Raw genomic sequence first — 21,121 nt, forward strand, 5'->3', positions numbered from 1 at the left:
GCCATTTTTATTTTATTGCAAAGAAAATTACCCCCTATCTAAGGTAAAATCTAATTGAACTAAGCTGTCTGCTGCAACAGGTTTCCCATCGACAAATTTGGGTGCATAGCGCCACTTTTCCAACGCCTTTAGGGAGGCTCGTTTAAACCCTGAACTTCCCTTCGAATTAACCACTTTGGGATCTGTCACAAAACCTGATTCATTGACAGTAAAAGCAATCTGTACCCAGCCCTCTCTTCCAGTCCTACCTGCTGACATGGGATACTTTGGATTGATACGATACAGGGGAGTTTGCTCTTGATTTTCCTGCCAGGGACGCATACTGCCTATTGCGATGCAGTGCTTTGTTGAAGATTCACTATCCCCCTCTTTTTCGTATAACTCAACTAAACGAGCATGTGACGCCAGTTCATAAGGATGGCTGTAATTCAGTTTTGAGAACTGGGTTATCACCTCTTCAAAAAGTGGAATGGCTTTACTCTCCTTCTTTTCCGCTAGCCAGATCATTCCCGCGGTATAAGTTGCCTCCACTCTTTTCAAGGCATCTTGTGGCATCTTTTCCTGATAAATCTCGAAGGCATCGAGCGCATAGTCGCGCACTCTACGATCATAGTATTCAGAGTTTTTTAGCCCATTAAAGGCACTCATTTGCACACTGGCTAACAGGAGTGGACGCTCACTGTCTTCGGCGATCCCTACCGCATGATGATATTGAGACTTGGCTTTTCTTGCATCTGAACTCGTCTGTGCAGCACCAAGTAAAGGATCGATAGTCTCTAAAGAGTCCTCTCCAAACTCAGTTTCGTAAATACTTAGGGCAATGAGGTAAAGCTGATGAGCTTTCTCTGCACGCTCATTTTTAGACTTCCTGTCTAGGCTCTTATCTTTGTGTTGTAAGGCCGTTGCATAATTTAACGCCAAATTGGCAGTATCTAAGCTCTTATCACCGAACTTTTGTTGGCCCAATTCATATGACTCGGCCGAATACTTGAGCATTGCAGCAGCATCATTGTCTGTTACAGCTTGCTTATACACCTTGTAACTGTCATTAAAGGTTACTGCCATATCAGACATATGGCTAATATCTGATGCAGACTTTAAGCCAAAAAACGGGGTGGACTCAGTTGCTGAAAGCAAAAAGCTTGGGGCAGCGATTAAAAGAGTAAGGCCTAAAAACTTAGGTTTAACGAGAAGATGAATAGGTGACATCATAAATATCCATATTTATACAAGGTGAGATAATAACCTGACCAGAGGTCATCGGTTACATCACCCTAACTGAAACACCACCATGACTCCAGCAATTACAACTTTAGATTTACAAAGTTTAACCAATAAAGGTAAAATCTGTATAGCTCTAAAAGCTAAGCTGGCGAGACAAGCTAATCAGTTTAGCTTCTATCTCTTTAGCATTGATATTGTTCAGGCTAATAAGCTCCAGCCTTGAGTCCATCACATCATCCAGCTCGGTAATCGTCATCTCTCCATCAACCAGATTAATTCCGGCAATGCCTTCATCTGTAATCACCACGGCTTTAAAGCGCAATACATCTAAGCTTTTAATCCAGACCAGAAGCTCGTCAAAGTTAAATTCATAACTTGGGTCAAATATCCAACCACAACTATAAGCTCCCTCGCCCATATTCGACTTAGATACCATGCCACGCTCATCAAATTCCAATACATCAGCATTGAAATCCAGCTCAAACACACTAGTTTTGGGTCTTAATAAGGAAGCTGGCTTATAGGATTTTTCTGGAATAATAACGGCGGGTTCATTCAACAAGCTCATTAACTCTTGAGGCAATGGCGCTGAATCCTCTGTCATCTTGATAGAGAATAAGCTACTTGCTTTGGTAGAATACTGACTTTTCTGCTGCAAATAATCTTTAAGATCTGACAGACTATTCTGGGTATAGAGGTCAGCCTTAGTCGCCAATATGATATCCGCGACCTCGAGTTGCTGGTTAAAAATATCATGATCACTATAGCATGTATCAGTGACTTTTCTGGCATCAACCAGACACAGGGTAGATTTTAATTTAATCACATTTTGATAATGCGGCTCACTGAGTACCTTAAGCACTTCTCTGGGATGCCCTAATCCCGTCGGTTCTATTAAAAGTCTATCTGGCTTTGCCTTGGCGATAAGCTGATTTATGGCAACCTGCATAGGCACGCCCGCAGCGCAGCACATACAACCACCTGCCACTTCACGGATCTCCACTTCTTTACCGCTGCCCCCCAGTAACGCGGAATCTATGCCCACTTCGCCAAACTCATTGACCAACACGGCCCATTTTTCATTCACTGGCTTATCGGCTAACAGACGCTTAATTAACGTGGTCTTGCCAACTCCAAGAAAACCCGTAATAACATTGGTGGCAATTGGCTTAATGATCATCTAAAGGCTCAGTAATTAGTTAGAAGTAAAGTGGCCGCCCAGTATAATAATTAATCTTATAAGTCTCAATGTCTGTTACCAAAATCCACTATCGAATCATTCAAATGCAAGGTCTCAAGTCACAACCCTGATACTTAACCAGCCAAAAGACGCAACATAGGAACAAAAAAAGTGCGATTAAACTCATTATTTGATCTGTTTCATATTCAATTAATGGACACCTGTATAGAATCCTATCGAAGCTCAAACAAATGAGCTCAATATAATAATTATTGATGGGTCACAAAATATGAACTTTCTAAAAACTGCAGCAGCGGCTGCGATCTCTATAGCGTTATTATCAGGATGTAATGACGAAACCAACAACTACTATCCAGATGAACCAACAGAATCAACCACTGTTCGCTTCGGTACTTATAACTTATCATTCGATCGCAACAGCTTCGAAGAACTTGTTACAGAAATGCAAATCACAGCACCAGAGCAAGAAGCCCTGATGACTAAATGGTTTGACGACGAGTTAACTGAAGATGAACTAAAGGTAGCTGAAAAAGTCATTCAGATCCGTAACGTTGCCGCCATCATCCAGACAGAACGTCCGGCAGTATTGATGATGGGCGAATTTAATAACGATGGTTTGGGTGAGAACCAAGATGCAATCATGGGTTTTCGCTTAAACTACTTGGCTGTACCACAAAATGCTCTAGGCACCACGTCTGATGATAAGAAGATGCTCGAGCCGATTCAATTCGCTTATTTCGAGAACTTCTCAACTAATACAGGTCTTCTCAGTGAGTTCGATCTCGACCGCAACGGCACTGTAGCACTGCCTGGCGATGCGTGGGGCTTTGGCTTCTACCACGGTCAATATGCCTTTGGTTTACTGTCTCAATACCCAATCGATACAGATAACATCCGTACTTTCCAAGATTTTAAATGGAAAGACATGCCAGGTGAGACCAACCCAACTATTACTAACTGTGATGACGAAAAGAATCCAATTCCAGAAGGCATGAAGTGTGGCGATGAATGGTATACGGCTGAAGCTTGGGCACAGAAGCCACTGTCTTCTAAAAACCATGTGGATGCACCGATCCTAATCCCTACTGCAGATGGCGAGAAAGTGGTTCACTTACTCCTTTCTCACCCAACACCACCAGTTTTTGATACGCTCACCCAGAACAATAAGATGTTGAACCGTGCAGAAATCGAATTCTGGAGTGACTATGTATCTAATGCCGACTATATCTATGATGATGCGGGCGTCAAAGGCGGTTTAGGGCTAGATGCTTCGTTCGTTGTTATGGGCGATCTTAACGCCGATCCTGAAAATGGTGATGGCTTCCTCGATTCAATTCAAAACCTAATACATCATGAACGTGTAAACGTACTGGCTACCGATGGTGTCTATGCACCTAACAGCTTAGGTTCTACCGAATGTGTTGCACTTGGTGATTGTGGCGATAGCACCTATCCAGATCGCATCACCAGCACCTTCGGTCTACGCGTCGACCATGCAATTCCGTCAAACGACCTTAACATCACAGACTCTGGCGTATTTTGGCCTGCAAGTTTCGAAGATGGCTATATGCTAATGAATGATGAGCGTGTAGGTAAATACGGTAACGGCAAAGATATCTCTTCCGATCACCGTTTGGTATGGATTGAAGCTGAGCTATAATTCACTCACTATGAAAACACAAGAATAAGTTCTTTATTCAGAGATAAATGAAAACCGCCATAGTTGGCGGTTTTTTATGACTGAAAAATAAGTTAAATCAGAATCTTAAAATTACATTTAATGGCCCACAGATACGCTAGCTTGTCGTTCAGGCTTGTCATAAATAGCGAACTTATTGATCAGTTCTTCGCTGGGGTTATTCATGCCTATAATGTTCACATCGACACCTATTTTTCTAAACTTCAATATGACCTTATCTAATGCCGCAACCGCGGTAATATCCCAAAAGTGTGCATCGGACAAATCTAAGGTGATGGCATCTGCCTGCTTCTTAAATTCAAATAACCCGATAAAATGCTCTGCCGAGGCAAAGAAAATCTGCCCATGTACCCTATGAGTGACATGCTCCCCTTCTATGATCACCTCATCCCTGACAGCGAGTATGCTACGACTCTTATTGGCATAGAACAAAGATGCTAGCACAACCCCGACTAACACACCGATAGCCAGGTTATGCGTCATAACCACAACAACCAAAGTTGAAACCATCACTAAATTGGTTGATAGAGGATGGTGTTTAAGATCGGCAATCGACTGCCAGGAGAAGGTACTGATGGCCACCATGATCATCACAGCCACTAGCGCGGCCATGGGGATCAATTTCAGCCATGAATCAAGAAACAGCACCATGATCAACAAGAATACGCCCGCCGCTAGGCTAGATAACCTACCCAGCCCGCCAGACTTAATATTGATAATAGACTGACCAATCATGGCACACCCCGCCATTCCTCCCATCAGGGAAGCACCAATATTCGCAATACCTTGACCCTTACACTCTCGGCTCTTATTGCTATGAGTGTCGGTTAAGTCATCGACTATACTCGCCGTCATCATAGACTCGAGTAGCCCAACAACGGCTAATGCTAAGGAATAAGGCAAGATGATCCACAGGGTCTCGAGCGTCACAGGTACATCTGGCCAGAGGAACACAGGCAATGAATCCGGCAAACTTCCCATGTCACCCACTGTGCGAATATCCATACCGGTATAGATAACAATCACGGTCAGCAGCACAATACACACCAGAGGCGATGGAATGAGCCTGCCAAGTTTAGGGATCATTGGAAACAGATAAATTATCGCTAATCCCAAAGCCGTCATGGCATAAACATGCCAACTGACATGAGTCAGCTCAGGGAGTTGTGCCAGCAGTATGAGTATCGCCAGTGCATTCACAAACCCGGTGATCACGGAGCGAGACACTAACCGCATCAAATCTGCCAATTTCAGATAGCCTATGACTATCTGAATAATCCCAGTGAGTAATGAAGCGGCCAACAGATACTCAAGACCGTGTTCTCTCACTAAGGTCACCATCAGCAAAGCCATGGCCCCGGTTGCACCGGATATCATGCCAGCCCTTGCGCCGGAAAAGGCAACAACGACGCAGATACAGAATGAGGCATACAAACCCACCTTAGGGTCGACGCCGGCAATGAGAGAAAAAGCAATAGCTTCAGGAATAAGCGCAAGTGCAACGACGATACCAGACAGCAGGTCGCCGCGGATGTTAGACATCCAATCAGTTTTGAATTGTGTAAACATTAAACCTCTACTTTTCATCAGACGGCCGAACTTTTCATCAGGCAGCCAAAACCTGATCCAGAGCATCTGAAAAATTTAGCTATAAATTTTAGGCGCAAGAAGTCACTACAAGAAGCAGTAAAAAATGGAGCGCGAGTGTAAGTGTGTTGCTTGGTAGCTATAGAGCTAAGAGAGAGGGTACTGGGGCTAAGGCGGCGTAATTATCACGTTATTTAATAACTCCTTTCATCTGTATTTAAAGGCGTTAGTGTACGCCTTTGAAACTAAATTTCATCCCCTATTTTATGGATTTTTTCAGCCGATGATATTTTAGCCACAGAATCATCTTTAAGACATGAGAGAAAACCTATTACCTCAATAAAAATTACTGACCTTTACACCTTAACTGTTCAAATAATTCTTGCTGATTTTTCCTCATCTGATCCCCTTCGAGTAACGCTTGTTTTTCATCTTCTAACTTCAACAAGTTACTCGCTATTATTTGAGATAACCCCAGCCTTTGTTCTTCACTTATACTGGCTTGTTGGGCACTGTTCTCTACATCTTCTTCTGCAAGCTTAAGCAGCTCCATCCTTACTTCAGCTTGCTTTACATCCAGGTAACTAATCCCCATCCGGTTATATAAAATAGCAGTATGTATCTCATCGGGCTCAACTTTGACAACGAGGGGATGAAGCATAATTTCATCGATAGTGCTTTTGTGGTAATCGAAAGGCTTTAATTCGGTGTTATTAACATTATCCTTTTCAAGTTTTGCTTTAGCTTCTAGCTTGATTTGATTATAGATACTGCCGATTTCAGCTTTATTGAGGCTAGATATCTGACTAGAAAACTGAATATCAGGTGTAGAGGGTACATCTGCTGGTTGCGTATCCCCTACATCTGAAAAATCAGGGTTGATTGACACCTCCTTCTTTTGCAAGCCCGCTAGATAGCTGGACCGTAAACTAAGTTGGTTATTCATGGTTATAGATGCTGTCATAACGGTTCCCTTGTAAATATCTCTTGTAAAAATCCTTTGTAAAAAACGCCTTAATAAACAGCAAACTTATACTTGGATTCCCTGTTCCTCGCCTGAGACAGACAGCAAAAAATACGCCAATGTATACCAGAGATAAAACTATGACTCTGCATGGATAATCTAGGCTGCGAAGTACACATAAAGGGCAAGGTATTTCCTTTTTACAGGACAAGTATTGCCGCTGTCAGTTTCTGAAACTAGGCTATAAATACTGGCTTGTTCAATCAACAAGCGACTCTTCATGCCAATTCGTTTATTACCACCACTCAACTCCAGATAGCGATAACGATTTATTCCTGTGCCTGTTATAATTATTGTTGTTTACACTTACGACAAGCTTCTAACTTTTTGAAAGCTAACATATGTCACATTTTAACTTTTTATTACCCTATCTATCTCAGAGTCCCTATCGGTGTCAGATATTCAAAGCCTTTTTACTTCTCCACAGCCTTTTCAAATAGGCGACTCCATTTTTGTTGATCCGATTAAGCACACGATCAGGTTGGAGACGGAACAAAAAGTTGAACCTCAACTGGTGCAATTACTCACCTTGTTAGCCAGTGAACAAGGGCAAACCGTCAGCAGAGAAGCCATATTCACTCACATTTGGCCCGATATGGTCGTCACCGCAAACTCGCTTAATCAATCTATGAGTAAGTTGCGTAAGCTATTAGGCGATGACAGTAAGAATCCGCACATCATAGTCACTATCCCACGCCAAGGGTACGCACTGATAGAGAAAGTCACTCTAGTGCATTCGGCTAACACAAGTAAAAATGAAGATAAGCCTGTTTCGATTGAGACTAGCAAAGTTGAACAGCAGACAAGTGATAGCCCCTCTTCAAGTGTTATGTCACATTCACAGCATCAAACACAAGTTGCAAAGGAATCACTTGCTACAGGTGTTAACTCTAAGCCTTCACCTTTCAAGAACAAGAACGCAATTGCACTGCTAAGCGGCTTATTGATATTGCTATGCCTTTCACTGATAACAACACTACTTTGGCTAGAAGACCGAACACAAGTCGTCGTATCAGTTGAATCCGTTCTCACTAACAATGGACAAATCCCAGCCGATCCTATCAGTCATATTCTGGCGGCATTTCTTTATACCGGTCTCAAAGAATCCCTTAAAAATGACCCCTTCGATATTCACTTCATCTGCCCGGAAAAGCCTTTCGAGATGTGTGAGCAAGACTTCAGTTACATTCCTGATGAGGTCATAGAGGTTAAACCTATCATTCGATATAGCCCAAAGTCATTGCAAGTTAAGGTATTGATCGATGGTGAACAAAATAGTTTTGAGTTTCAAAGCTACAAGCTATCCTTCGATAGGCTAGATGAGGAGTTCGATGAGCTATTACTCAACTTAGTCGAGAAGTTCACCGATGATAATAATCGAAAACGAGTGATTTCATCGTTATTTGAATGGCTAAAGAGACCAAATGATCCAAGCTTAAGTATCGATAGAATTAAACTATCGGCTTATGGCTATAGCCAACAGGTGCTCAACGAGCCCTTTGTTATCGATTTACTCAAGCAATCGGCACAGCAATGTGATGCAGATTGCCCGATTATTTACGGCTCTTTTGGTCGAGTCATGTTAAACCAATACCTTAAAACAGATAAACTCGACGATTTACAGCAAGCCATCCATTTTTTACTACAAGGCTCTCCAGAATACTTACCCGACACAAGGTTAAAGCTTGCTGCGGCTTATGCGCTTTCAGGTGAGAGAGAAAAGTCACATCAATTGCTAAAAGAAGTAGATAAGGTCTCGTTTATCGCAGTGAAAAAGGCCTTACACTATTACCTTGATATTACCCACCTAAACAAAGCCAGCACAGCGCCTTTTCACTCCCATAAAAATTACTTAGCGACGCAACTTGTTAGTCGAGCTGAACAAGAAAAAAGTAAGGTTTTAATCAGACTTGAGTAACTGAAAGTATAAGTATTACTGTGATTTCACATCAGAGAAATCACAGTAAGTTCCCTATTTATTTTCCCACGCCAAGCTATTTAAACCAACACTAGTGCCAGTGAATGCGACTTCGCCTGCAGCCGGACTGTAGATGATGTTAGCCGTCATTGAAGATGGATAAACTGTAGGGTCCAGTAATCTAAGCGTTTCACCATTGCCCACAGTGAAGTCTGAACAGATTGCTTGGATCATGGTTAATTGCTCAACGCTAGGCAAGATTGATACCTCTTGAACATTCAACTCTGCCCTTGTTACCACAGCTAGACGCCAAATTCGGTTTAACATAGAGAGGTCGCGTAACTCTGTCGCCTGCCCTTGTTTCAACGACGAGCTAATGGGGAAAACAGCATCATTGTCCTGGCTAACAGCCACCAAACAGATATCAGAGTCGGTAGAACCTAGCGTCGAGTCTGAAAAACGATTGATGACACTATAATAATCACCAGCTGGTGAATTGCTATCTAGTCCCTTTACAAACACAACAGGTGGAGTACCTTCAATATCCGCTTCTTGGGGAGTCACAACCAAGTAGCCAGTGTCCTTGGCGACATTAATATCTTTTGCTAGTTCCCAAGGTTTGTTGCCATCACTACCACTAACCTTCAGCTTTAAGCTTTTACTCACTTGGCTGCTGTGGATTTGAATGCTGTGATCATTACCACTACGCCACACCTGTTGGATCATATTAGAGTGAGTTTTATTCAAATTGGAGGCAATTAAGTGCGAATACCCATCAGCCTTAGGTAGTCCAATCGAGAAATTAATAGCCTCATCCGAACTTGAACCGCCACATGCGCTAAGTAAAAACAAGCTAATAGCTACTGCAAAATTTTTTATACTAATGTGCACTTTATGCTCCTTTGTTATCCCCTTCATTAATCAAGACCACTACAAGAGAGTCCCATTGAATACTGCAGAAGATGAGTTAATTTTTTGTAGGCCTAAATTTTGAAGCGGCATAATAAGCAATAGATCAACAATGACATAATCAACAAACATCACTTAATATCAAGAAAGGTGAAGGTAGGTGTAAGCTATTGATAGAGTAAACAATTAACCAAAGCCCCAAACATGAACTTACAAGTAGACATAGAATAAACTAGAGCCTAGATACATCCACAATTTGCAACTCATACATATGGAAAGCTCGCTACTCATTCCGTGGAAACAAAACAAAAAATGCAGCCAAAAGGCTGCATTTTATCTAATCATATAACCAAGACATCCATTTTTATTCTAAGGAAAATTACCAGTACCGAACACAACCAGATAAACTCCTCGATTTATCAAGCCGCCCACTTACACACCAAACGATACTCAAACATTCCATCATGAGTTAAATTACAATCATTTCCTTGAAAATCAAACATCATGACCCCCAAGCAAGGGTTTGCTTATGTTTGAAAGATGACTTTTAACTGGGTATCTTGGGTCTTAATTAAGCGCTATCTAGCCATCGATGACAGTTGGCTGCACCTTGCCGGCGCTTGCGCTCAAAATGTTCACAATAGGCCGTTAGCTCTTGAGTGTTACCCACGGGCCCTTTGAAAATCTTGGTAAACTCTGTGGCCAGTTTTATCCAGTTTTCTTGCGGGATATTAAGTCTATTTAAAATAGTAGCCGACTCTTGACTCATATACCCTCGCTTGTCAGCTCTGACTATTCGTCCAGTATCATCAACAAGTTGCAGATAATCTTTAGCGCTGAACATGACTCCTTTAGCTATGCCTTTGCTCTCATTACCAACAAAGGGCAGCAGTGATGTTGGCTGCTCACCTTTCATGGCAGCTTGGATGCGTTTTTGAATACTAGTGAAGTCTGAGGTTTCCGGTGTAGCGGCCATCTTGGCACGGATAGGATTCAAATCTACATAGGCCATACAGGCAAGTACTGCTGCTTCATCAAGCAGAGCCTGGGACTTAAACCTTCCCTCCCAGAAACGGCCTTTACACTTGTCCTCTGCATTAGCTCTACGAGCGATAGGTTCGTTGAGTGCCCGCATAAACCAAGAGATGTCCATCAGCCTTAAGCGGTACTCTTTTACTCGTTTATTGATAATGTTTTGTTGATAGGATTCAAGTGGTTCACCTTTAACAAAATCATGATTTAGGCTATCCCCTTTAAACAGCTTTTGCCATTGGGTGACCACCTCTACATCTGACCAATGCTTAGCTAACTCCACATCAATACGTAACACGAGATGTAAATGATTACTCATGACTACATAAGCACAAATATCAATGGCAAACACAGATGAAAGTTCCAGTAGGCGACTTTCAACCCAATCCCGTCTATGCTCATAGGATTGACCTGTATAATGGTCGACTCCACACAAAAAAGCCTTTCTAACACAACGAGATATGCAGTGGTAGAATAATGTATCCTCCAAACTTACTAATGATTTTCTTGGTGTCGGCATAACAAATCCCCTCAACAGCTCTCACGTAAGCTTAGTCAAGGGAGCTTCATCTGACAATCTTGGGTGTCTTGGTTATTTTGTTGTGAATGTGAATTCATAGACCATATATGAATTCATGTGAATTATTATTTAACAGTATCTTACCACCGTTTATATGTAACAGTTCATCTAGTGAAGTGTAGTGATTCAGTAGATTTGTGCCATCTAACAGGGGAAATGTCACTTAACTAATGCAACAAAGCCACCTCTGAATCTTTCATAATAAGTGTTTAAAGATCGTCGATTTCAATCTCAATTTCATTCCTATCTTCTAATTTTGATGCAAACCTAGCTCCATTAACTCCGTTACACGAGCTAATGTCTGTTCGTACTCTTTATCTGTTCTGATTGGTTTTACTTGACTCATTACGGCAACCCTTGAAAGTGGTGATGCATTGTTTTGAGGCATGAAAGGCAGCGCATATTAAGTAGCAAGCTAACTGAACTTGTAGGTGAGTAACGTGCGCAGATCTGGAGTTGCAACTGAAGGAGCGTGTCATTTGCGAACAAACATGCTCCTAGTTAAAACTCTAGCGGTTTATATTTATTGCAATACAGGTACTGTGAGTACCTAAAATCAAAGTAAAATAAACCAATTACAGCCTGTAGCATCATCAGGTGTTGTGTTAACTATGCCACTTCACCTGCCTGGCTAGTAGAGCAAGGGTATAACCTTGATCTGGACAACTCCGAGTCTTATGGACAAATTTCACCTAAGCTTGGACTGCCTCTCTACACAAAATGAAAAGCCAGCGGCCACTATAAGTGACGGCTGACTTTTCTGCCCTGTAGGCACTGGCACCAATGGCGCACGCTGCTGGTGAACAAGGATCGGCTCTACTGGTGAACTCGGCCCAAGCTACTGGTCACGTTGCTCCATTTCGGACAACAAAAAGCCCCAACGATATGGGGCTAATTAAGAGGTAGAGAAGTTGGCTAAACCACAAGCTAACTAGACACGGTTTATCACGATTGTGCAGTTAAAAGTCCTCAACGGCCATTTTGTTATATGTGTCCTGAATTAAGTCGGCCTTCTTCCTGTGCTACCCTGAGGCAAAACTGAGCCCCCCGTTAAATAACTTAGGGCTTTTGCTAGCTCTCTCTTTGTCAGTGATTCATCCTCAGCTGCGAGGTGTTGAATACTCCATATTGCAAACCAGAAGGTACGCTCATTACCCTCTTCTATCGGTAAGCTGCTATCAGGGTTCTCGGTGAAATAATCAATAATATCCCATGAAAACTCGTCAAGCTTGACCACGTCTAACTTACCGCAATCGTACGCCTTCAATAAGGATATAAGTTCATTTCTCTTATCATTTAAATTCATGGCGCTCCACCATTTAAGAAGAAAGGTTTATCTTTGTAGTAATTGGTTGGTAAACCTCTTTTTCTCACATCTATATGAGGCTTACCACCTCTATGAAGTGGGTCTTGATGTAAATTATAAGTTCTTTTGGTTTTGTTGTTAAAAAACGACTTATTGTTTGCCCCTCCACCTCTAGGGCTGCCGAACTTTCTCATTAGCACCTTTTCCGCTTCCTTATGAGTTAATCCTCCAAAAAACTTTTCTGGTGTTACCAGTCCTTTCGCTACTCTTGATGCTTTATAAAACTGATACCCCATTTTACCAGCCCCTAACATAGGGATGGGAATCATCATGATGCCAGCATCGACAGCGGCATCACCTGTAATTCTGAGATAGCTGCCAGGTTCCAAAGACTCAAGTATATTCCTTTCTTGAGTTCGGCCTACATGCGCAGTTTGCCCTAAATCATTTGGATTGGAATTCATTGCCGTTATTGCAGAATCTACACCTGGCGTCGATACATCAGTATATTTATCTGCCACACCGGATGCCTCAGATTTATTCCAAGTAGAAGAGCTAGATATTGCTTTCTGCCCACCAATATCACTCACCTTAAACCCTGCACCAGAAAGCTTACCAGCAACGGCATTCTTTGCTGCACTTCTTGAGGCACCATTGCCACCAGAGAAGGTAACCGTCGCTCCACCTTTGCCATTACTCGAGACAGTAGCTGTTACCGATCTTTTGATGCGACTGCCCGTTGTCGCAACCTTAATCTTAAACTCTTTCTCTTCCGCCACATACCCCGTCGGATCTGTTCCACTGAGCGGGTTATTCATAATATACGAATACGGATTAACACTTTGCGTCGATGTCGGGCTCTGAATAAACGGATCCACCGACATAAAGCGACCCATGTTGTAATCGTACACCCGACCGTTCATATGAATAAGCTGCTGCTCGTTCAAATGCTCATGGTCGGTGAATCCACGGCGGTGACGGTTGGTATCGAGCAAATCACCTAAGCTACCTGCCGCACTTGCCGTTGCTGTACGCCCGAAGGGGTCGAAATAGCGCTGACTAATGATATTACCGGCTTCATCGACTAGGGTGGTGGCACTGCCCAGTCTATCACGCAAGGTAAATAGCAATTTGTTACCCTTATCCGGCGTGTAACTGAGTACCGCAATATCATCGATGTAGGCCCGCCAGCTGCCATCATTGTCACTCTCAAATAACTTACCGACATAGTGGGTCTTAGTGGTTTTACCACTCACTGTACGGGTTTGCAGTGCGCGCATATTGTCGCTGCCATAGACAAACGCGGTACGGGTGTTGTTGCTAGGACCTCGTCCATTGATGGTCAACGGCTTATCCAGCGCGTTATAGGTCATGGTTAACCCGTCACCGGTTAGTAGGTTCCCCCGACTGTCATAGCTAAAGGTGATGCGCTGATTATTGATTGGCTTAGTGATGGCACACACACGGTTTGGCCCATTACACGCGCCATACTCATAAGCGCCAGCCGTGTTAACACTATAATCGGACTTTTTCAGCAAGTTACCCACCGCATCATAGCCATAATCGACGGTAGCGGCGAACGGGGTACTGTTATCGTAGAGAGCAAAACCCCCATTGCTAAAGCTGTACTGTTTTAGACGGTTCAGATTGTCATACACATAACTTTTTTCTAACCCTGTAACGGCATTGCGTTCAGCAGTAAGGTTCATAAAACTGTCGTAACGCTCATAATAATGATTATGCAGCTGGCCCAAGCTACTGGTCACTTGGGTGCTGGCCATGGTGCCTTCGCTGTTATAAGCACTGACTTGACTCATCAACTCGTCTGCTAACGCTGCGCCGGTGATATGACCCGCAGCATCCCTATCGGTAATGGTGCGATAGATATAATTTGACGCAACATTTCGCGTTTGACTGAGATAACCGCTGTCGTTATAACGATATTCAAGCATTAATCCATTAGGATAGGTTAATCCTATAGGTCGACCATAGAAGCTGTCATATTGATGGCCTACAGTACGAGTGACCCCGTCACCACCATGACTGTTTGACACCGTGATTGAGCTTGTGGCTAATTGCAGGTTATCTGTATAGGTGTAACTTTGGTCAATACCCTGTTGAGTTTCACTAGTAAGTAGCCCTTGTTTACGCGTATCCCAGGTGTAACTGGCATTGCCGTTAACCTGGCTGCCAGTAAAGGTTTTAGCGGTGATGCGCCCTAATGTATCGAGGACAAAGGTCTGGGTAATGCCGTTCGCATCGGTTTGGCTGTCGAGTTCGCCTAAGGTGTTGTAGCCAAACGTTGTTGTCCCTTGATTAGGGTCATCAAGGCGAGTCTTATGACCAAAGCCATTGTAACTGGCCACTATTTTGTTGTGGTTCGCATCCTCAATTATTAATGGACGTCCCCCGCCATCATAGGAAAAGCGGTTACTGCCATCAGCAGCATCGACGGTTTCATAGAGTAAGCCTTGCATGCCATAGGTGCGGGATAGGGTGCGTCCCTCTACCGTGATATCGGTTGTTAAGCCGGTATAACCGTAGGTAGACATTAATCCACCAGACTCACCATTTGGCAAACTGCGAGTCGCCGGTCTGTCGAAGGCATCGAAACCACTGAACACGGTATATTCAGGTGTGTCGCCATTGAAATAAGGTAAGGACTCGTGAGTGAGGTGCCCTAAACTGTCGTATTGTTTATCCAAATATTGGTAGCGGCTGCCGTCAAACCCTTGAGTAGCGCTGCGCAGTGGTCGACCTAAGCTATCTTGATATTCTTCTTGTATTGGCATACCCGCAGAGGTGATGCGTGTCAGCAATTTTGCATGAGACGGACTATGACTCCAGCTGGCTGCTAGCAAATACCTTATATATCGAATAGGGCTCCCCGTTTGACTTACCTGCACCGGTCGGCCTATGGCATCGTACTGAGTTTGCGTCACAATACTGTTCGGCGCCGTCACTTTGGTGGGGACACCTAAACCCATATTATATTCAGTCGTAGTGATATGACCTTTGGCGTTAGTCACTTGGTAAGGGAGGTAACCATCATCCGCAACACTGGACCCATTTTTAGTGTAATTAAATGATGTTGTTCGAGCAGAAAGGCTACTGCAAGCACTAGACTGTCCGGTTACCGTGGATGATAAAGGCAAGCCATAATCATTAAACACCATAACGTCACTACGGCTGCAAGCACTGCCCGATGCAGTGTAAACAATGCGGGTAGGTTTGTGATGTGTCTCATCCCAAGACTCAACCGTTTGCGTTGCCACTTGAGCGATATCAGCATTCACTGTTGGGTCGTTCACCCAATCACGATTTTCGACGGTATTGGTCGTCATCACCGCATTAAATTTTGATAAAAACCAGTTATCTGTGTCTGGCGTGAACACGGTATCGACCACTGTTTGGTAGCTATTGGCGCCACCATCAATATAATCTGTGACCGTTTGGGTACGCTTACTGATATTGCCAAACTCATCAACAGCACTCGGAGCAATGGTTTGCTCAACCGCGCTGCGCCGCTCACTGGACCCACTTAACCCGTAGCTGTTGGTGATAGTACGGGTATTGATGTTGTGATACACACCGGTAATCGTGTGCTGCGGGTTGTCAGCCCAGCTTTGTGCGGTCATTGCCACTGTGATGCCATTGACACTCACCGTTTGTGATTCAAGCAGGCTAACAAAGGGGAATTTTTGCTTGAAGACACTCAAGGTCACTTTATTGCGACTGACATCCTTTTCAACCACCTCTCTAAACCCAGTGAAGCCCCTGCCTTGCAGATTATACATGGCGCCTTTGTAGGCGTACTCGGTTTCATTGACTCCACCAATGCCATTGCTTTGCTCAAAAGATTGCACCACGTACATACTGGAGCCAAAGTGGATATAGCCATCACCGACGTAATCATGGTCAGTATCGTACATCTTAGTTTGGCCCGCACTGGCTTCCCCCGTAGAGAGTGGACGGTAACGCCACTGGCTGGTGTTACCTAAACCGTCTGTGACAAATTGAAGATAATCAACGGCACCATAGTCACTCGTCGTCAGTCCATCACCCGCACCATAATTACGCACAATATAGGCACCATAATCGACACCATAATGGGGGGCTTGTTTATCGACTATTGTTGATACACTATCTGGTCCATAAGTATATACGGCGTCAATGAGACCATCACCAAATGCATCGATAAAGGCGATTTCAGAGGCTGAGCCTTCAAACTTAGACGCTTCTCGCCTAGCCAAGTAACTGCCATCGGTTTGTTTGTCGAAATAGATAGCATCATAGCGATAAATAGAATGGTCATGTGATTTAACATCAATAAGTTGAGTGGGGTATTCAGCTGAGTAGCCGCTACTGATATCGCCATAAATCTGGTCTCCACAATACTGACTCTCTTTATTATTAACGGAACCATTTTTGAAAGGGTCAACCAAACTGACGCAACTTTCTATTATTCTTTCGCCTGGTAAAAGCAGCTCTTTGAGTCCATCACCATTGATATCAACGAAATGCAAACTGCCGTTGAACTTGGGAACGCGATAAAATGCAACATCACCTTCGTTGCCAGTGGGAAGGCGAAAGTATCGACTCAATAATGTTGAATCAGCCCCAAGTTCAATAGCATCATGAAATGTACCTGTCCCATCATTCATTCTCACCACAAGCTCACCGCCTTCCCATCCAAACCAATCGGGGAGGTTGTCACCATTCATATCATTGAAATAACTGAAGAATCGATAATCCAAACGATAATTTGCCGGAAATCCTGAGTAGCTATTAATATCCAGTTCCTTTGTGGTGAAATCAAGATGGTCCCCTCTACTTTTATTAAGCAAAAAATATTTCGGGTTTCCACCTGGCACAGAGCCAACAATAGGCTGTTCGAGCTCTGAAACTAAAATGTCCGGCAATCCATTGCCATCAATATCTCCTATCACCTCAGCGGTTTGAGTCGGATACAGCTTAAAATCTACAGAGCTTCTTTTATAGGTGTAATTTAATAAAGTCTCACCATGACTTAGGTAAGGGTTTAACGTGTCTCCAGTATGCAGGTGTAACGCTAATTTCGCCTGGCCATCATTATGGCGATAAATAAGTAAGTCCGGAAAGCCATCTCCATTAAAATCGGCTCCACTGAGAATGCGGTCAACTTTATTTAAGCCATAATTGTTAAGTGAAATATTGGAGGAGGTGTAATGACCATCCTGGTTAGCATCAAACTGTAACTCTCCATTCATATTTCTTAGTGGGTCTGCTTTCCCGTCTTGATTGATATCTATTTCGACACAATTAAATGAAGCCGTCATGACGTTATAGCGACAAAACTCCTGGAAAACCATATCATTCGCATTGACTAAACCTTGCTCAGCATCGGTGTTAAAACCTGGCCAATCAACAGTACCATCACCGTTTACATCGCCATGTGGGATAACCCCTAAAATATTGATGCTATCGTCATAACGCGTTACACCATCAATTTTTAGGCGCTGGGGCTCACTGATATGAGTCGTTTCAGACCAATCAAATAGGGTTGGAGAGGTGCATTGCAGTGTCGTATTACTGAAACCGCACTCTTGTATACCGCTGACCAAGCTCCTTCCACTGGCTAGGCTGTAACGGTAACCTAATAAATAACGGTGAACAGGCTTATTCGTTGTTTCAAAGGTATTGACTTGAGTTAACCGTCGCGTAGTTTGTAACATCCCGCCTGCGAGATAACTGATACGAGCATCATTCCTAGCGTCGTAGGTAAACGCGACATATCGCTCACCTAACGTATTCTCAGTGCCTGTGTACTTGATTTTGCTTAAAAGATGCTCGCCTGCGATACTGGTATCATATTCATAATCAATGGTGTTCTTTCCTGACGACCATGATTCTTGAGTGACCTTCCAACTTAACGTCGTGGTTAATCCGCCAGGCGTAAACCGACTATCGGCATTCGCACCATAAGTGGCTATTGAACCATCCGGACGATAGACGGTAAAGCGTGTTGAGGCGCCATTGACCTCTCCCGATTGCACCACTTTGACAAAGCTGTCCATCTCTGTGCGATATTCAGCGCCGCTGGTGCCATAACGACCAGAAGTGATGAGCCGCTGACCATTTAAACAGAGCCTGTCGGTGTCAGCATTAAACGTGACCGCACGTGTGAAACCATCTTGGGCATAGGTTGCCCCGCAGCGACTAATTGCAGAGCCGGCATTAAGAGACCACCCCACACCAGCCACGCCGTTGCCACTTTGTGAGTGATAACTCAGAGAAACCTTAGGCTGAATGCCAGCGCGGCCAGGTGGCAAGTCTACAGGTATTTGATAACTGGCTTGCCCACCAGAGACGCCGGCTTGACCATTCAACACTGCAGCATCTAAGTTTACAGTATGGTAAGGCTCAGCATTTTGACCATCAGCATCGGTGATTTCAATAGCATCAACAGATGATGTCATTGAACATATCTGCCCCTCTCTCTCCCAGCCGGCTGGGCAAGTATATTGCGTGCTTTGACTGGCTACCTGAGTGAGTGTGCGTTGACATTGACTGCCTAACACGCTCCAGCCTTCTCCACACCGATAGACATTTTCGAGCCTGGCACTATCCTCTTCCCAACAAGACCACCTTCTATTTCCTCCCTCAGCAGGTTCCCCCCCGCTACATTGTTTTCCTGTAGGCTTAATCGGCGACAAAATAACAACTGACTGACGGCACATAGCCAGGCTTGAATTGTACGAAAAACCAGTAGGGCAAAGGTATTGCGTCTTAGCCATGGCATTCTTGGCTTCTGACTTACTGCACGTCGACCCTGTTAGGCCATAACCCGCAGGGCAAGAATAGACTGTCCGGCTACTTGCAGTTTGTGTCAAAGTGCGGTTACAGCGAGCACCCGAAAGCGTCCACCCGGTAGCACATTGATAGATTCGAGATGCCGTTTTAGATTGCGTCTTACGGCAAGACGTCCCAGAGTGAATATAGCCTGCAGGACACGAGTAATTTGTTGTTCTGGTTGCTGACAACGTATGGGTTTTTAGACACCGAGAGCCCGATACGCTGAATCCTGAACTACACGTATAATTAGAGGGGGCTGGATATGAGGTACCGTAATAAATACAACTTGAACCAGACACTCTCCAATCAAGTGGCTCCCCCTTGCTCCACACTATTGGGCAATAGTATGCCTGACGGCTCGATGCCGTTTGCGTTAATGTTTTACTGCAGCGGCTTCCTGATACTGTCCAGCCAGCACTGCAACTATAGCGAGTCTGTGTTGCACGCGGCACTTCAGACCAACACTGCCATAAGCGTTTTCCGCCCCCCATAGGTTCACCACCAAAACAACTCATATTGGTAGGTTTGAGATTAGCAATGACTCTCACTTGTTTGCGGCATTTACCTCTTGACGCACTCCAGCTATAACCACTTGGGCAAGATGCCGGCACTGTGCTTGCTGTGGCAGGTTTGGTGTCTGTTTTTCTACAGATTGTTCCAGAGCGGGAATATCCGCTGGGGCATGAATAAAGTGTACGAAGCGAGGCTAATTTGATGAGTCGACAGCTATTACCGAATAATCGTTTTCCTGCGGCGCAGTAATACACCTTTGTCGCCGCCTTACTTTCAACATAGCGACAACTCGAAGCCACTGTTGTCCAACCGGAGGGGCAGGAAAAAGTATAACTAATCGATGCTGCTTGAGAAACGGTACGTATACAGTTCGCCCCAGAAAGCGTCCAGCCGCCTGAAAAACATTGTAGCGATGAAGGGGCTGTTTTTGTCTCACTTTTAGTGCAACGGGTACCGCTACGAGCATAACCAGAAGGGCAAGAATAGACAATTTGACTACTGGCTGTTTGAGACAGTGTGCGTGAGCAGTTATTGCCGGATCGCGACCAGCCAGCCCCCTCACCACAGGTCAGTTCGACCTCTGCGCTGTGTGCTTCATTTTTAATACAGGAAGTATCAGATAAGGTATAGCCGCTGGGACATGAATACGCATAGGACACTGCAGCAGCCATCTCATCCACTTTTTCACACGCCGTCTGTGCAGTATTAAACTGATAGCCCTCAGGGCACACGCTGGTGATATTAAGCGGTGAGGCAGTATTGGGGCTTGCTTCAACGAAAAAAGATAAATGTAACGAAAAAATAAATAGTAATATGTAGCCTATTCCCTGAGATCTCATAATTAACTTCCTTTTAATTCTTAATAATTACGTACTACCGATTAGCCTTTGTGAAGACAAATATTTTATTAGGGATAACAAAAACTGAACCATATCAGCAAACCAAACGGAAAACATTAAATTTATGTTTTCGCAACATTTTTCACACAAAAAGCCAGAATAACCAACGATAGTATCGAAAAAAGGGGCAAGAAGTAGGATGAGAAATCCGTTACATGCAGCATGTAAGAGTCTAATTAAAGGGGTTAAGACTAAGAACTGTATTAGCATCGTCAGAAAATAAGAGCCTGATTGCCAATGCTTAGCTCTGGGTGAATGAGGTTATTAATATGCCCAAAGCACCAAAGTCATATCCTAGGACATTTTCCTCTTCGATGTGCTTTTCAAGAAAGCTTAAAACAAAAAATGCAGCCAAAAGGCTGCATTTTATCTAATCGTTTCTAGCTAAATCCTAG

10 protein-coding genes are annotated in these 21,121 nt (G+C 43.8%); 2 read left to right on the plus strand and 8 right to left on the minus strand.

Annotated features, from left to right (window positions below; genetic code table 11):
* Positions 1–27: 27 nt before the first annotated feature.
* Positions 28–1,212, minus strand: coding sequence for a TonB family protein (locus sps_RS11055; RefSeq protein WP_149027264.1), 1,185 nt, complete (start codon positions 1,210–1,212; stop codon positions 28–30).
* A 145-nt stretch (positions 1,213–1,357) separates the two neighbouring features.
* On the minus strand, positions 1,358–2,404 hold the full coding sequence (locus sps_RS11060) for a CobW family GTP-binding protein (RefSeq protein ID WP_077752579.1): 1,047 nt from the start codon (positions 2,402–2,404) through the stop codon (positions 1,358–1,360).
* 289 nt (positions 2,405–2,693) lie between these two features.
* On the opposite strand from sps_RS11060, the gene sps_RS11065 reads away from it, so the two are divergent.
* Complete coding sequence (locus sps_RS11065; protein ID WP_077752580.1) at positions 2,694–4,085, plus strand: endonuclease/exonuclease/phosphatase family protein; 1,392 nt, start codon at positions 2,694–2,696, stop codon at positions 4,083–4,085.
* A gap of 117 nt (positions 4,086–4,202) precedes the next feature.
* On the opposite strand, the gene sps_RS11070 is transcribed toward sps_RS11065, so the two are convergent.
* Both sps_RS11070 and sps_RS11075 read right to left on the minus strand, forming a co-directional pair.
* Positions 4,203–5,693, minus strand: coding sequence for a SulP family inorganic anion transporter (locus tag sps_RS11070; protein WP_077755646.1), 1,491 nt, complete (start codon positions 5,691–5,693; stop codon positions 4,203–4,205).
* Between the two features lie 364 nt (positions 5,694–6,057).
* On the minus strand, positions 6,058–6,675 hold the full coding sequence (locus sps_RS11075) for a hypothetical protein (protein ID WP_077752581.1): 618 nt from the start codon (positions 6,673–6,675) through the stop codon (positions 6,058–6,060).
* A 451-nt stretch (positions 6,676–7,126) separates the two neighbouring features.
* Between sps_RS11075 and sps_RS11080 the strand changes: the two genes are divergently transcribed.
* Positions 7,127–8,653, plus strand: a complete 1,527-nt coding sequence (locus sps_RS11080) for a winged helix-turn-helix domain-containing protein (RefSeq protein ID WP_169915749.1) — start codon at positions 7,127–7,129, stop codon at positions 8,651–8,653.
* A gap of 54 nt (positions 8,654–8,707) precedes the next feature.
* Here sps_RS11080 and sps_RS11085 read toward each other — a convergent pair whose 3' ends face one another.
* The 4 genes from sps_RS11085 to sps_RS11100 form a co-directional block, all read right to left on the minus strand.
* Positions 8,708–9,544 carry a hypothetical protein gene (locus sps_RS11085; RefSeq protein WP_077752583.1) on the minus strand — a complete coding sequence of 279 codons (837 nt, stop codon included), beginning with the start codon at positions 9,542–9,544 and terminating at the stop codon, positions 8,708–8,710.
* 589 nt (positions 9,545–10,133) lie between these two features.
* Positions 10,134–11,114 (minus strand): transposase, encoded by a 981-nt coding sequence (locus tag sps_RS11090; RefSeq protein WP_077752584.1) that lies wholly within the window; start codon positions 11,112–11,114, stop codon positions 10,134–10,136.
* Between the two features lie 1,060 nt (positions 11,115–12,174).
* The gene (locus tag sps_RS11095) at positions 12,175–12,480 is read right to left on the minus strand and encodes a hypothetical protein (RefSeq protein WP_077752585.1); all 306 of its coding nucleotides are present in this window, start codon (positions 12,478–12,480) and stop codon (positions 12,175–12,177) included.
* Positions 12,477–20,666: an RHS repeat-associated core domain-containing protein gene (locus tag sps_RS11100; RefSeq protein ID WP_077752586.1), complete on the minus strand. Its 8,190-nt coding sequence runs from the start codon at positions 20,664–20,666 to the stop codon at positions 12,477–12,479. The genes sps_RS11095 and sps_RS11100 overlap by 4 nt, the downstream gene beginning before the upstream one ends.
* Between the last annotated feature and the right edge of the window lie 455 nt (positions 20,667–21,121).

The organism is Shewanella psychrophila, from assembly GCF_002005305.1.
Classification (GTDB): domain Bacteria; phylum Pseudomonadota; class Gammaproteobacteria; order Enterobacterales; family Shewanellaceae; genus Shewanella; species Shewanella psychrophila.

What these genes read in the sequence shown, in the direction of transcription:
- sps_RS11070 (WP_077755646.1), bottom strand. Translation starts at nt 5,693, where the DNA reads ATGTTTACACAATTCAAAACTGATTGGATGTCTAACATCCGCGGCGAC.
- sps_RS11100 (WP_077752586.1), bottom strand. Translation starts at nt 20,666, where the DNA reads ATGAGATCTCAGGGAATAGGCTACATATTACTATTTATTTTTTCGTTA.
- sps_RS11095 (WP_077752585.1), bottom strand. Translation starts at nt 12,480, where the DNA reads ATGAATTTAAATGATAAGAGAAATGAACTTATATCCTTATTGAAGGCG.
- sps_RS11065 (WP_077752580.1), top strand. Translation starts at nt 2,694, where the DNA reads ATGAACTTTCTAAAAACTGCAGCAGCGGCTGCGATCTCTATAGCGTTA.
- sps_RS11075 (WP_077752581.1), bottom strand. Translation starts at nt 6,675, where the DNA reads ATGACAGCATCTATAACCATGAATAACCAACTTAGTTTACGGTCCAGC.
- sps_RS11060 (WP_077752579.1), bottom strand. Translation starts at nt 2,404, where the DNA reads ATGATCATTAAGCCAATTGCCACCAATGTTATTACGGGTTTTCTTGGA.
- sps_RS11055 (WP_149027264.1), bottom strand. Translation starts at nt 1,212, where the DNA reads ATGATGTCACCTATTCATCTTCTCGTTAAACCTAAGTTTTTAGGCCTT.
- sps_RS11090 (WP_077752584.1), bottom strand. Translation starts at nt 11,114, where the DNA reads ATGCCGACACCAAGAAAATCATTAGTAAGTTTGGAGGATACATTATTC.